At 68.2% G+C, this 12874-nt stretch carries 12 protein-coding genes; 6 read left to right on the top strand and 6 right to left on the bottom strand.

The features are described 5' to 3' along the window. Window positions 1-85 precede the first annotated feature (85 nt). A complete protein-coding gene (locus tag ACCQ01_RS22360) occupies window positions 86-925 on the bottom strand; it encodes an SDR family oxidoreductase (protein ID WP_228434195.1) in 840 nt (279 codons plus the stop codon). Between the two features lie 100 nt (window positions 926-1025). Between ACCQ01_RS22360 and ACCQ01_RS22355 the strand changes: the two genes are divergently transcribed. The 3 genes from ACCQ01_RS22355 (at window position 1026) to ACCQ01_RS22345 (ending at window position 4138) form a co-directional block, all read left to right on the top strand. Then, complete coding sequence (locus ACCQ01_RS22355; RefSeq protein ID WP_228434196.1) at window positions 1026-1928, top strand: LysR family transcriptional regulator; 903 nt, start codon at window positions 1026-1028, stop codon at window positions 1926-1928. A gap of 77 nt (window positions 1929-2005) precedes the next feature. Then, on the top strand, window positions 2006-2584 hold the full coding sequence (locus ACCQ01_RS22350; RefSeq protein WP_228434197.1) for a YdeI/OmpD-associated family protein: 579 nt from the start codon (window positions 2006-2008) through the stop codon (window positions 2582-2584). A gap of 192 nt (window positions 2585-2776) precedes the next feature. After that, window positions 2777-4138 carry an MFS transporter gene (locus ACCQ01_RS22345; protein ID WP_115572301.1) on the top strand — a complete coding sequence of 454 codons (1362 nt, stop codon included), beginning with the start codon at window positions 2777-2779 and terminating at the stop codon, window positions 4136-4138. Between the two features lie 350 nt (window positions 4139-4488). On the opposite strand, the gene ACCQ01_RS22340 is transcribed toward ACCQ01_RS22345, so the two are convergent. The 5 genes from ACCQ01_RS22340 to ACCQ01_RS22320 form a co-directional block, all read right to left on the bottom strand. After that, the gene (locus tag ACCQ01_RS22340; protein ID WP_228434198.1) at window positions 4489-6783 is read right to left on the bottom strand and encodes an FUSC family protein; all 2295 of its coding nucleotides are present in this window, start codon (window positions 6781-6783) and stop codon (window positions 4489-4491) included. Further along, complete coding sequence (locus ACCQ01_RS22335; RefSeq protein WP_228434199.1) at window positions 6780-8240, bottom strand: efflux transporter outer membrane subunit; 1461 nt, start codon at window positions 8238-8240, stop codon at window positions 6780-6782. Before ACCQ01_RS22335 ends, ACCQ01_RS22340 begins: the two co-directional genes overlap by 4 nt. Further along, the gene (locus ACCQ01_RS22330) at window positions 8237-9160 is read right to left on the bottom strand and encodes an efflux RND transporter periplasmic adaptor subunit (RefSeq protein ID WP_223647210.1); all 924 of its coding nucleotides are present in this window, start codon (window positions 9158-9160) and stop codon (window positions 8237-8239) included. The genes ACCQ01_RS22335 and ACCQ01_RS22330 overlap by 4 nt, the downstream gene beginning before the upstream one ends. Beyond that, window positions 9157-9375 (bottom strand): DUF1656 domain-containing protein, encoded by a 219-nt coding sequence (locus tag ACCQ01_RS22325; protein WP_011039232.1) that lies wholly within the window; start codon window positions 9373-9375, stop codon window positions 9157-9159. Before ACCQ01_RS22325 ends, ACCQ01_RS22330 begins: the two co-directional genes overlap by 4 nt. 73 nt (window positions 9376-9448) lie before the next feature. Then, on the bottom strand, window positions 9449-9892 hold the full coding sequence (locus tag ACCQ01_RS22320; RefSeq protein ID WP_228434200.1) for a MarR family winged helix-turn-helix transcriptional regulator: 444 nt from the start codon (window positions 9890-9892) through the stop codon (window positions 9449-9451). A 133-nt stretch (window positions 9893-10025) separates the two neighbouring features. Between ACCQ01_RS22320 and folE the strand changes: the two genes are divergently transcribed. The 3 genes from folE to ACCQ01_RS22305 are packed head-to-tail and all read left to right on the top strand — an operon-like array spanning window position 10026 to window position 12811. Continuing rightward, window positions 10026-10628: a GTP cyclohydrolase I FolE gene (gene folE / locus ACCQ01_RS22315; protein ID WP_043922256.1), complete on the top strand. Its 603-nt coding sequence runs from the start codon at window positions 10026-10028 to the stop codon at window positions 10626-10628. A 19-nt stretch (window positions 10629-10647) separates the two neighbouring features. Beyond that, window positions 10648-12117 carry a DUF3375 domain-containing protein gene (locus ACCQ01_RS22310; protein WP_228434201.1) on the top strand — a complete coding sequence of 490 codons (1470 nt, stop codon included), beginning with the start codon at window positions 10648-10650 and terminating at the stop codon, window positions 12115-12117. After that, entirely contained in the window at window positions 12104-12811 is a 708-nt protein-coding gene (locus ACCQ01_RS22305) for a DUF4194 domain-containing protein (RefSeq protein WP_228434202.1), read from the top strand. Before ACCQ01_RS22310 ends, ACCQ01_RS22305 begins: the two co-directional genes overlap by 14 nt. Window positions 12812-12874: the final 63 nt, after the last annotated feature.

Raw genomic sequence — 12874 nt, 5'->3', positions numbered from 1 at the left:
CAGTGATGACAGCATTTTGATGCATTCACGTGGCCAACGTGCACCCATGCTCCGCAGTGACTTCGCGGCAGCACTGTCATTGCCATCATGCGGCGGCGGCCGGATTGTCGGTGGAAAACGCGATCGCGCGTTGGGCTTCGAGCGCGGCCAGGCGGCTGCTGAGGGCGGCGTGGATGGCGTGATACGCCGCGGTGCCCATGACCAGGCGCAGCGGCGGTGGGGTCTGTTCGGTGCAGGCGATCATGGCGTCCACCATGCGCTGCGGGTCGCCGGTGATGACCCAGCTGCCGTCGTCCAGCGCGCGGAGCAGTGCGTCGACCGGGGTGTTGGCGTAGTCGGCCGGGAGTGCGGTGCGCTCCAGTGCGGCGCCGAAGTTGGTGCGCGCCGGGCCGGGTTCGGCCAGGGTGAACTGGATGCCGAAGCCGGCCACTTCCTGGCGCACCGCTTCGACATAGCCTTCGATCCCCCACTTGCTGGCGTGGTACAGGCTGAAGCCGGGGTAGGCGATCTGCCCGCCCTCGGAGGACACTTGCACCACGTGCCCGCCACCTTGCCGGCGCAGGTGCGGCAGCGCCGCCTGGATCACGCTGATGGAGCCGATGAGGTTGGTGTCGATCAACGCGCGCACTTGCGTCTCGGTGGCGGCCTCGGCCGCGCCCAGCGTGCCGTAGCCGGCGTTGCTGATCACCACATCGATGCGGCCCAGCGCCGCGAATGCCTGTGCCACGACCGCCTGCACCGCGGCGCTGTCGCGCACGTCCAGCTGCAGTACGGTCAATGCGTTGCCGTGCGCTGCCTGTAAATCGGCCAGGGCGTCGCGCCGCCGCACGGTGGCGGCGACGCGATCGCCGCGCGCCAGCAGGGTCTGGGTCAGACCGCGGCCGAAGCCGGAAGAGGCGCCAGTGATGAGCCAGGTCTTGGACATGGGAGTGGCCTGTGGTTCGGAGAGGAGCCCCACTCTAGAAACCGCGGATTGCTGGGTCTATGGCATAGAATTCGAATGAGTTGATGCGGTTTTGCCACCAATGCCCAAGCCCTCGTTCAACGACCTTGCCGCGTTCACCGCCGTGGCCACGCACCGCAGCTTCCGGCGTGCGGCCAGCGAGGTCGGGTTGGCACCGTCGTCGCTCAGCCATGTGATCAGCGCGCTGGAGCGCAACCTCGGCGTGCGCCTGCTGCACCGGACCACGCGCAGCGTGTCGCTCACCGAAGCCGGCGCGCGCCTGTACGCAAAGCTGGTCCCGGCGCTGCAGGACGTGGACCAGGCGTTGCTGGAGCTGGACGATTTCCGCGGCGGGCCCACCGGCACCGTGCGGATCAACGCGCCGGAAGTGGTGGTGCAGTTGCTGCTGCAGCAGGTGGTGCCGCACGTGCTGGCGCGCTACCCGGCGCTGTCGGTGGATCTGGTGAGCGAAGGCCGGCTGGTGGATATCGTGGCGGCCGGGTTCGATGCCGGCATCCGCTTCAGCGAGTCGGTGCCGCAGGACATGGTGGCGGTGCCGTTCGGTGGGCCGGCGCGTTTCGTGGCGGTTGCCGCACCGGACTATCTCGCACGCGCCGGGACGCCCGACACGCCCGACGCCCTGCAGCGGCACGCCTGCATCCGCCACCGCATGCCCAGCGGCAAGCTGTACCGCTGGGAGTTCGAACGGCGTGGCGAGGACATGGTGATCGATGTGCCCGGGCGGCTCACCCTGGACCAGATCCCGCTGATGTGCGAAGCCGCCGAAGGCGGGCTGGGCATTGCCTATGTGCCCGAATACGCGGTGCGCGCAGCGCTGCAGCGCGGCACGCTGGTGCAGGTGTTGGAGGCGTGGTGCCCGGCGTTTCCGGGCCTGGTGCTGTATTACCCGGGGCGACGCCAAGTGCCGCCGGGCTTGCGCGCGTTGATCGATACGCTCAAGGAACTGCTGCCGCAGGAGGCGTGAGCGCGCGCATACGGCCTCGAGCGTGTGGCTGTTTGCATGCCTGCGCACGCGTCAGCACCGCACCGCGGAGGCAGCAGATGCCAGCCATTTGCGGTGCTATCGTCCGCGCCATGGGCACCGCCGCCATCCGCTGCACCGCCACCTTGCTGCAACCGGCAATGCCGGCCGATGCCGCGTGGGTGTTTCTAGTGCTGCCTGCCAACGCAAGCGGCGCATTGCCGACGCGCAGCATGGTCAGCGTGCGCGGCCGCCTGGCCGGGCATCCATTGCAGGCCACGCTGCAACCGGACGGGCAGGGCGGGCATTGGCTGAAGCTGGACGCCGCGCTGCAGCGCGGCGCCGGGGTGGCCGCCGGCGACACGGTGACGCTGGAGATCGCACCGGTGGAAGTGGAGCCCGAGCCGGTGGTGCCCGACGATCTGCACGCCGCACTTGCCGCGCATCCCGCCGCGCAGGCGACCTGGAACGACACCACTGCGGTGGCGCGGCGCGACTGGATTTTCTGGGTCACCTCGGGGAAAAAGGCCGAGACGCGGAGCAAGCGCATTGCCACCGCCTGCGACATGCTGGGCTCCGGCAAGCGGCGCGCGTGTTGCTTCGATCGCTCGGGCATGTACAGCAAATCGCTGAGCGCGCCGACGCCGAAAGCGAGCTGAAGCGTCACGCCTCACGCAGCTGCATTTGGCGATGGAACACACGCAGCGCGCTTGCAACGTAGTGGTTTCCAGCCGCACGCACCGGCGGACTAGCCGCTTGCGCGGCGCCTGCCTATGCGCCGAAATGCTTACATGCGTCACACAAGCGCGCACCTATACTCCGGGGCTGTCCCACCAAGAGGTTCTGACCGCATGAGCGCACCCCCCTCGTCTCCGATTGCCGCCGGTTCTGGCGCAGCGCCCGGCAGCCTTCGCCGCTCGGTGTCCAACACGCTCAAGGGATCGGCCGGCAATCTCGTCGAGTGGTATGACGTCTACGTCTACTCGGTGTTCGCGACCTATTTCGAATCGCAGTTCTTCTCCAAGGAAGACAAGAACGCCACCATGTTCGTGTGGGCGATCTTCGCGATGACCTTCCTGATGCGGCCGATCGGCGCGTGGTACTTCGGCCGCTTTGCCGACCGCTATGGCCGCCGGTTGGCGCTGACCATTTCGGTGTCGATGATGGCGCTGTGCTCGTTCGTCATCGCGATCACGCCGACGGTGTCCACCATTGGCATTGCCGCACCGATCATCCTGTTGCTGGCGCGCCTGTTGCAGGGCTTTGCGACCGGTGGCGAATACGGCACCAGCGCCACCTACATGTCCGAAGCGGCCATTCCCGGCCGGCGCGGATTCTTGTCATCGTTCCATTACGTCACCCTGGTAGGCGGCCACGTGCTGGCGCAGACCACGTTGTTGGTGATGCTGCATTTCTTCGATGCACCGCAGGTGTCGGAGTGGGGCTGGCGCGTGGCGTTCGGCCTGGGCGGTATCGGCGCGTTGGTGGTGTTCTGGCTGCGCCAGACCATGGACGAGTCGCTGAGCTCCGAATCGATTGCCGATTCGCGCACCGGCAAGGCCAAGGCGTCCGGCTCGATGCGCGAGTTGTTCGTCAACCAGTGGCGCCCGCTGCTGTTGTGCTTCTTGATCACCGCCGGCGGCACGATCGCGTTCTACACCTACTCGGTGACCGGCCCGAAGATGATCCAGACCGCGTTCGCCGGTGGCGACGTGATGGCCGGCACCATCATCAACCTGGTTGCGCTGACGGTGCTGATGCTGATGCAGCCGGTGGGTGGCTGGTTGTCGGACATCGTGGGCCGCAAGAGCCTGTTGGTGTTCTTCGGCATCGGCGGCGTGCTCTACACCTGGTTCCTGGTGATGGAGCTGCCCAAGCAGACCGACTGGCTGACCGCGTTTGCGATCCTCACCGTGGGCTTTGTGATCCTGACCGGCTACACCTCGATCAACGCGGTGGTGAAGGCCGAGCTGTTCCCCACCCATGTGCGCGCGCTGGGCGTCGGCCTGGGCTATGCGTTGGCCAACTCGGCCTTCGGCGGTACCGCGCCGCTGCTGTACCAGGCCTCGTTGAAGACCGGCCACGTGAGCGAGTTCGTGATCTACGCCACGGCGGTGATCGCGGTGTCGTTGGTGGTCTACATCTTCTTCCTGACCAACAAGGGCAGCAATTGGCTGGACCACGAAGACGCGATGCACACGCGCAAGCGCTGAGGCGCTGGCGTGCTTTGGGATCCTTCTCCCATCGGGAGAAGGTGCCCGAAGGGCGGATGAGGGCGCGGCTCAGCGCACTGCCAGGTGGCGGCGAGGACTACCTTGCCGCCACACGTCTTTGAAGATGAGGCACCTGCTGCGTCAGATGGCGTCTTGAGATAGTGGTGAGCGCGCTGTCTTGGGCCACGAGCCGCGCGGTGGTTGATGACGATCTGCACCGCACGTGTCGGTGCTGTCTCTTGCGTACTCATGACTCGCCACACGCGGCTCCGTGTCGCAACACCGGCACACAAGGCAACGCGCGCCAGTGGCATGCAAGCACTGCTTGATCGCTCTGAAAGAAGCTAGCGTCACGCCAACTGCGGATGCCCTGTCGCGTGGTCCGGCACGGTTGCGTCAACGAACAGGCTGGAACGCAGGCCGATCAAGCCGAGCAGGGCTTCATCGCGGTGCGTGCCGGCCGGCACCTGGCCAACGCGCGCCAGCGAGGCGTCCAGGCGTGTGCGCAAGGTGTCGGGGCCGGGCAGCGGGCGCTTGTGCGCCACCTGCTGCCGGTAATGCGCAGCGACATCGGCCAGGATCGCGTCCACCGCGGCGATGCTCGCTGGCGGCAAGCCATGCCGGGCGCGGCGTAGCTGCAGGATGTTCAAGCCCACGCGGATTTCGGTGAGCATGTCCACCGATGCCAGGTCGCTACCGGGCGGTGCCACCGCCAGGCGTGGCGCGAGCAGGCCGAGCAAATCGAGCATGCGTGCGGCGAACTGGTGGCGATCCTGCGCACCACGGCCATCGGCGGCAGCGGCCAGCGTGCGCCAGCCCTGCCGCACCAGCCGGCGTGCGCTCCATTCGGCACCCACCGAGCGGAACAGCCGCGTCAGCACCACGGCAAATCCAATGCCTAGCACCATCGCCACCGCAGCGTTGACGAAGCTCTGGATGTTGGCGTTGTAGGTGTTCTGCAGGCTCAGCAGCGCGGTGAGATTCACCACCAGCGGCAGCGCGATCAACATGGTCTTGGGCCGATGCAGCAACGCGCCCAGCGGCAAAAACACCGCGGCCAGTACCAGCACCAGCATCGGGAAATCATGGATGGCCGGGAAGATGCCGAACAGGTAGATGCCTGCCACCACGCTGGCGACCACCGCCCAGGTAAGGAAAGACAGCATGCTGGGCGCGGGGTCGTCCTGCGCGGCAAAGAAGGCGGCCGTGACCGCCGCCATCATCGCGCCATTGCCGCCGCCTTCCCAGCCGATGCCGATCCACAGCACGCAGTACGCCATCAGTGCGAAGCCGGCGCTCAACGCAGAAAACGCCGCCATGCCGTAGTCGATATGCCGTGCGTCTCCTGCCGTGGCCGGTGCATCGGTGGAAAGGCGGCTGGAAGAGCGGGTGAGGCGTTGTAGCAGGGATGCGGGCTGGCTGGGCGCGGCGCTGGGCGCGGTGTCCGCGTGTGCGGGAGCACCGGGCGATGTCTCGCCTCCCGACTCGCCCATACGTTGCGGCACGGTCGATCGCAGGCGCACTTCGCTACCGGCTTCGGCTTCCGGCACAGCGCGATCACGTGCTGCAGCCGGCAACGCAGGTAACGCAGTGCCCTGCAGCAAGGCGGATTCCAGCGCGCGGCAGTCCTGCCACAGATCCAGCAGTTCCTCCAGGCGCAGCAGCAGGCTGGCCAGCAGCAGATGCTGCAGGTCGTCATCTACGGCGGGGCGCAGTGCAGCGATGCGGGCACGCAGGCCGGCCACCGCCGCGTCGGCATCGGCGGCATTTGCAGCGATCATTTCGGGCTGCGGTGCAGCGACCTGCGCGGCACCGGGCCCGGCGCGCTCCACCCAGGCGCCGATGTCCTCCAGCAACGTGATCAGCTCGCCCGGCAGCGCGCGCGAGGCCGCGTGCAAGGCATCCAGCCGGTCGGCGATCGAGGACAGCACCGGCAGCAGCAGCAACATGCGCGCGCGCAATTGTTCCAGCGCGGGGGCGGCCCCGGCGTGGCGCGGGTCGTCATGCCGCACGAAGGCGATCAAGGCCTCGAACTGCACCAGGTCGGCGGCCAGCCGGTTGCGTGGCGCCTGTGCCGGGCCGCGCTGCAGCACCTGCCGGCACCATTGCGCGGCGTCCTGCATCCAGTTGCCGATGCGCGCGGTGAGCATCGGTCGCACCGAGGCGGGAAACACCAGCGACGCGAACAGCACCGCCATCACCGTACCCAGGATGATCTCTTCGCTGCGTGCCACCACGGTGTCGAAGATGCCTTCCGGCGAGGTCACCGCAGGGAAGCCGATGAACGCGGTGGTGTAGCCGGCCAGCAGGAACGCATAGCCGCGCGGGCCGCGATTGAGCAGCGCCAGGAACAGGCAGGCCGATAGCCACAACGCCATCGCCGCACTGAGCAGCAATGGCGTCTCCACCAGATTCGGCAACATCACCAGGGTCGCTGCGCCGGCCAGCAAGGTGCCGAGCACGCGGTACACGCCCTTGGCGCGGGTGGGGCCGAGCAGCGGTTGGGAGACGATGTAGACCGTGGCCATCGCCCAGTACGGCCGCGAGAGATTGCCGGCCAGCCCCACATACAACGCCGCGATCGATGCGGCGAAGGTCTTGGCCGAAAACAGCCAGGCCTGGCGATCGCGCAGCAGCGCACTCATCGCGCGGCCGTCGTATCGGTGTGGCCGGCGGTGGTTTCCCAACCGCCGCCCAGCGCTAGGAACAGCTGCAGTTGATCCTGCGAGACCTGCGCCTGGGCATTGGCCAGCGTCATGTCGGCGGTGGCCAGCGTGCGCTCGGCATCCAGGCTGGACAGATACGGGGTGCGTCCGCCCTGATACAAGCGCCGGTTCTGCGACGAGGCCAGTTCGGCCTGTTGCTGCGCCTGTTCGAGCAGATGCAGGCGGTCAAGATCCTGCGCGTAGCGCGACAGCGTGGTCTGCACCTCGCGCAGCGCCTGCAGCACGGTGTGGTCGAACTGCGCCAGCGCCACGTCCGCGCCGGCTTCGGTGGCGCGGATGCGGGCACGCGCGCCGCTGGACGGCAGCGTCCACGAAATCAGCGGGCCAAACGACCAGGCATGTGTGGCCGGCTCGCCGAAGTCGGCCAGCAGGCCGGTGGCGCCGATCGAGCCGCCCAGGCGGATATCCGGATACAGCTCAGCAGTGGCCACGCCGATGCGCGCAGTGGCCGCGGCCAGCCGGCGTTCGGCCTGGCGGATGTCCGGGCGACGGGCCAGCAGGGTGCGGCCGTCGCCGATCGGGATCGGCCGTTGCAGCGCCGGTGCGTGCGCGCAGCTGTCCACCCCGGCCGGCAGTTCGCCGGGGGTCTTGCCCAGCAACGCGGCCAACGCGTAGCCGGCGGCCTGGCGGCGTGCACGCAGCGGCGGTAACGCGGCTTCCAGCATCGCCACCTGCGCGGTGGCGCGGGCCAGATCCGGCGGCGTGCCACGGCCGGCGCTGATCAGGCGCTGGGTCACCGTGCGGCTGCGCTGTTGCAGCTGCAGCGAGTGCTCGGCCACATGCAGCTCGTGGTTGGCGTTGCAGATCTCCACATAGCTGCCGGCCACCTGCGCGGCCACGCTGACGCGGGCCAGGTCGATCGCCGCCTGCGCGGCCTGGGTGTCGGCGTGCGCGGCTTCGGCGCCGCGTTGCAGCTTGCCGAACAGATCGAACTGGTAGGACACGCCGAACTTGCCGTCGGCCAGGTTGAACACGGGCAGTTTTTCTTCCTGCAGGAAGGCCTCGGCCGACACCTGCGCGCGGCTGACGCCGGCTTCCACTTCATAATCGAACCCGCCAGCGTCCAGCGCCTGTTCGTACACGGCCGCGGCGCGGCGCAGGTTGGCGCTGGCCACCTTGAGCTCGACGTTGTCGCGCAGCGCCTGTTCGACCAGGCCATCGAGCATAGGGTCCTGATACAGCGCCCACCAGCGTGCCGGGAGTGGCGCCCCGGGGCGCACCTGCGCGTTGCCGGTGTCCAGGAATGGTGCATTGGCGGCCGGCCGGTTGTAGATCGCCTCGCGCGGCAGCGCGTAGTCGGGGCCGACGGTGCTGCAGGCACTCAGCGCGGTCAACGCGGCTGCCAAACCCAGGTGACGCAACGCGGCGCGGCTCATGGCGCGGCCTTCGCCTGCACGCGGGCAGGCGCACTGGCCGCTGCGGGGCGCGCGGCATCCGGCAGGATGGTGACGGTGGCGGTGCGCCCGGCGATCAATTGCACCTGCGCCGGTACTGCATCCAGCGCAATGCGCACCGGGATGCGCTGCGCCAGCCGCACCCAGTCGAAGGCGGGAGTGACGTTGGGCAGGGCGCCGGCGCTGCCGGTGCGGTAGCGGTCTTCGATGCCGGCGGCGATGCTCTGCACGTGGCCGTGCAGCGTCACCGGCTCGCCCATCAGGTGCACGTCCACGCGCTGGCCCGGATGCACGCCCTGCAGGCGGGTTTCCTCGAAATAGCCATCGACGCGGAACGAGCCGGTGTCCAGCACCGCCACCACCGGGCGCCCGGCGCTGACGTAGTCGCCCACGCGCACGGTGCGGTCGCTGATATGGCCGTCGGCCGGGCTGCGCACTTCGGTACGGTCCAGGTTGAGCTGGGCCAAATCCACCGCCGATTGCGCGGTGGCCACGGCGGCCTGCGCCTTCTGCACGTTGGAGCGGCGCACTTCGGCGTCTTCGGCGGCCACCAGGTCCTGCAGGCTGCGGTCGCGTGCGATCTCGCGGCGGAGCTGGGTCAGTGTGGCCTGGCGTTCGGCCAGCGCGGCGCGGGCCTGTTCCAGCGCAATCGCATAACGCGCGCGGTCCACCACGAACAGCAACTGCCCGCGCGTGACCGCCTGGTTGTCGGCCACCGCCACCTGCTCCACCAGCCCGGACACATCCGGCGCCACCTGCACCACATCGGCGCCCACATGCGCATCGCGCGTCCACGGTGCATCCATGTAGTACCGCCACAGGTGCTGCAGCACCACTGCAGCCACCACCACCATTGCCAGGGTCAGCAGCGCCGGCCCGGCCGTCTTGATCAGCTTCTTCACGATTGCATCCAACGCATGAGGGAAAACAGGCCGCCCAGCAGGGCGATATACAGCGCCAGGTTGAACAGGGCCGGGTGCCAGATGTGGCGATACGCCCCGGCCCGCGTCAGCAGCGCGCCAACCGCGCTGTTGAGCAGGTAGGCCAGCGTCATCAACGCCAGCAAGGTGGGAACGAACACACCGTAGAGACTGAATTCTCCGTACATCGGCCACATATCCTGGGGAAGGGGAACAACGACGCCCGGCGCGGCCAGGCCACGCGGCAACCACGGCGGGTCGTCGGCACAACTAGGGCAGGCGCGCGTTCGCCTCGGCGATCAGGCCCCACAGCTTCAACACCACTTCCACCTCGGCATCGCTGAGCGCGCCGAACACCTCGGCCCGCAGCGCCACCAGGCGCGCCTCGATATGCCCGACCAACGCCTGGCCGGCCTCGGTCAGCCACAACTGGTTGGCACGGCGGTCGCTGCTGTCGGCTTCGCGGCGCACCAGCGCCTGCGCGCACAGCTTGTCCAGCAGCCGTACCAGCGAAGGGCCTTCCATGCCCAGCTGCTGGGCCAGGGCCACCTGGCGGATGCCGCCACCGGAGCGGCCAATCATCAGCAACGGCCCGGTGCAGGCGCTGGACAGGCCGAACTCGCCAAATGCCTGGTCGGCCAGGCGCTGCCATTGGCGGCTGGCAACCAGCAGGCCGGCACTGAGCTGGGCGCGGGGAGGAAGATAGGTAGTCATCACAATAGATAGGATGCTATCAATTCAACAATGAATCAACTGTCAACTAAACCTCCTGCAGGCAGCGCGGGCCACTGCTGGGGCCGCCGCCCCGTCCTCGGGTACCATGCACGCCCCCTTTGGGTGCATGCGCATGAGCCAGTCCGACCAGCCCGATTCATCCGTTACCCAGGCCCAGGCCGAAGAGGCCGTGCGCACCCTGCTGCGCTGGGCCGGTGAGGATCCTGCCCGCGAAGGCCTGCTGGACACCCCGCGCCGGGTGGCCGAAGCCTATGGCGACTGGTTCAGCGGCTACCGCGAAGAACCGCGCGAATACCTGGAACGCACCTTCGAAGAAGTGGCCGGCTACGACGAATTGATCGTGCTGCGCGACATCTCCTACGAAAGCCATTGCGAGCACCACATGGCGCCGATCATCGGCAAGGTGCACGTGGGCTACCTGCCGCGCGGCAAGGTGGTGGGCATCAGCAAGCTGGCCCGCGTGGTGGAAAGCTACGCGCGCCGCTTCCAGGTGCAGGAAAAGATGACCGCACAGATCGCCCAGTGCATCCAGGACGTGCTGCAACCGCGCGGCGTGGGCGTTGTGGTGGAAGGCGCGCACGAATGCATGACCACCCGCGGCATCCACAAGCGCGGCGTCAGCATGGTGACCTCCAAGATGCTCGGCAGCTTCCGCGAGGACGCGCGCACCCGCGCCGAATTCCTGCAGTTCATCGAAGTGGGCGGCAAGCGTTGAGGCAGCTCCGGCAGGCGTCATGAAGCATCAGGCACGGATTGCCGGCTACCGCCACTTGCGCGACCAGCCGGCGTGGAAATTGCTCGCCGCCGATCACGCACCAGAGCTGATCGGCCTGCTGCAGACCCTGTTGATGGACGGCGAACGCCGGCTGCCATCGGCGGTGCTGCATGCGCGCCTGCAGCGCCAGCTGGATGCCTTGCGCGGCGACGAACTTTCCCGCGAGCTGCCGCGCACGGCGCAGGCCTACCTGGCGCACTGGCTGGCGCAGGGCTGGCTGGAACGCCGCCTGCCCGAAGGCGCGGCCGAAGAAGAATACGAACTCTCGCGTGCCGCCACCCAGGCCATCCGTTTCATCGCCGGCCTGCGCGAGAGCGGCAGCAGCGCCACCGAAAGCCGGCTGTCGCTGGTGATCCAGCAGCTGGTGCAACTGGCCGGCCAGACCGAAGCCGACCCGGACGCGCGCCTGGCCGCGCTACGCGCAGAGCGCGAGCGCATCGATGCCGAGATCGAGCGGGTGGCCGCCGGCCGCGTCGGCGCGCTGGACGGCAAGCGCGCGCTGGAACGCACGCGCGACCTGATCCATCTCTCCGATGAACTGGCCGAAGATTTCCATCGCGTGCGCGATGACTTCGAACAACTCAACCGGCAATTTCGCGAACGCATCATCGACGACGAAGGCGCGCGCGGCGATGTGCTGGAGCAGTTGTTCAACGGCGTGGACGTGATTGCCGACAGCGAGGCCGGACGCACGTTCGAGGCGTTCTGGAGCCTGCTCAACGACACCCAGCAGAGCAGCCAGCTGGACCAGGCGCTGGACGTATTGCTGGCACGCGGCTTCGCACGCAAGCTTGACCGCCGCGAACGCGCCTTCCTGCGCGGGCTCACCGGTACCTTGCTGGAGCGCGGCGGCGAGGTGCACACGGTGATGCAGCACTTCGCGCGCAGCCTGCGCGGGTTCGTGCAGAGCCGCGGGTATCTGGAACAGCGCCGGCTCAACCAATTGCTCAAGCAGGCACAGGGCGAAGCCTTGCACCTGCGCGAGAGCCTGCACGCCACCACCGCCACCGGCTACACGCAGGCATTGAGCGGCAGCCGCCTGCGCTCGTTGTCGCAGTGGCGCCTGCACGACCCGCGCCTCACCCAGGTCGATGGCCGCGTGTACGCGGCCGACGCGGCAGAGATCTCGCTGGACAGCGTGGGCGATTTGGTCGCGCAATCGGAGATCGACGTGCGCAGCCTGCGCCGCGATCTGCACGCGCTGCTGGGCGAGCGCCCGCGGCTCACCATCGGCGATGCGCTGCAGCAGCGGCCGGCGGTGCAGGGGCTGGGCAGTGTGATCGGCTATCTGTCGCTGGGCACGCGCCACGGCCTGGTGATCGATGGCCACATGGAAACGGTGCAATGGGAAGGCGGCGACGGCACGTTGCGGCGCGCGCGCATTCCCTTGGTGTGGTTTACCCGGGAGAAACGCAATGAACTGGTCTGAGCAGGCAGCGCTGGACACGCACAACGACGATGACGCCGACGCACACGCCAACGCGCTGAGGCTGCCGGCCAGCGATGCCGCCAGCGCCGCGCAGGGTGGCGCGTTGTTCCTCGGCGACACCGGTACGCTGCCCTTCGATGCGCGCCGCGCGCTGTGCCAGCTGTTGGCCGGCCCCAGCATCGACGCGCAGCGGCACGGCGGTTTGTGGCCTGCGCTGCTACGCAACGAGGTGGCAGTGCGCCAGGTGCTGTGCGAACTGTTTCTGGAGCTGGTGCTGGACCGCGAAGGCGGAGTGGCGTTCACCCGCCAGGCCGACACCGCCGAGCTGGAATCGCCCACCTTGCTGCGCAGCGCGCCGCTGACCTTCATCGAGTCGGTGCTGCTGCTGTTCCTGCGTCAGCAACTGGCCGAGGCCGATACGCGCGGCGAGCGCGCGGTGGTGGACGAGGCGCAGTTGGTGGAGGCGTTGTCGGTGTACGAAAAGAACGTGTCCACCGACAGGGCCGGGTTTACGCGGCGGGTGATGACGGCCATCGGCAAGATGCGCGAGAACCAGTTGCTGTCGCGGTTGCGCGGCAGCGAGGAGCGTTACGAGGTGTCGCCGGTGTTGAAGTTGTTGTTCTCGGCCGAGGATGTGCAGGCGTTGGTGGAGGCGTATCGGGAGTTGCGCGAGGGGGAGGTTGCGGCGGAGTGATGTCGTCTGTGCCTGGGACGGCATCTCCCTTTTCCCATCGGGAGAAGGTGCCCGTAGGGCGGA

The sequence above is a fragment of the Xanthomonas sp. NCPPB 4037 genome (assembly GCF_041475695.2).
Classification (GTDB): domain Bacteria; phylum Pseudomonadota; class Gammaproteobacteria; order Xanthomonadales; family Xanthomonadaceae; genus Xanthomonas; species Xanthomonas campestris.
Note: the sequence above shows the minus strand (reverse complement) of the source record. Positions and strands in the feature narration are given on the sequence as shown.

Bases quoted from the DNA above. Each gene is read 5' to 3' on its own strand.
- ACCQ01_RS22360 (WP_228434195.1), bottom strand. From the start codon at position 925: ATGTCCAAGACCTGGCTCATCACTGGCGCCTCTTCCGGCTTCGGCCGC.
- ACCQ01_RS22355 (WP_228434196.1), top strand. From the start codon at position 1,026: ATGCCCAAGCCCTCGTTCAACGACCTTGCCGCGTTCACCGCCGTGGCC.
- ACCQ01_RS22350 (WP_228434197.1), top strand. From the start codon at position 2,006: ATGCCAGCCATTTGCGGTGCTATCGTCCGCGCCATGGGCACCGCCGCC.
- ACCQ01_RS22345 (WP_115572301.1), top strand. From the start codon at position 2,777: ATGAGCGCACCCCCCTCGTCTCCGATTGCCGCCGGTTCTGGCGCAGCG.
- ACCQ01_RS22340 (WP_228434198.1), bottom strand. From the start codon at position 6,783: ATGAGTGCGCTGCTGCGCGATCGCCAGGCCTGGCTGTTTTCGGCCAAG.
- ACCQ01_RS22335 (WP_228434199.1), bottom strand. From the start codon at position 8,240: ATGAGCCGCGCCGCGTTGCGTCACCTGGGTTTGGCAGCCGCGTTGACC.
- ACCQ01_RS22325 (WP_011039232.1), bottom strand. From the start codon at position 9,375: ATGTGGCCGATGTACGGAGAATTCAGTCTCTACGGTGTGTTCGTTCCC.
- ACCQ01_RS22320 (WP_228434200.1), bottom strand. From the start codon at position 9,892: ATGACTACCTATCTTCCTCCCCGCGCCCAGCTCAGTGCCGGCCTGCTG.
- folE (WP_043922256.1), top strand. From the start codon at position 10,026: ATGAGCCAGTCCGACCAGCCCGATTCATCCGTTACCCAGGCCCAGGCC.
- ACCQ01_RS22310 (WP_228434201.1), top strand. From the start codon at position 10,648: ATGAAGCATCAGGCACGGATTGCCGGCTACCGCCACTTGCGCGACCAG.
- ACCQ01_RS22305 (WP_228434202.1), top strand. From the start codon at position 12,104: ATGAACTGGTCTGAGCAGGCAGCGCTGGACACGCACAACGACGATGAC.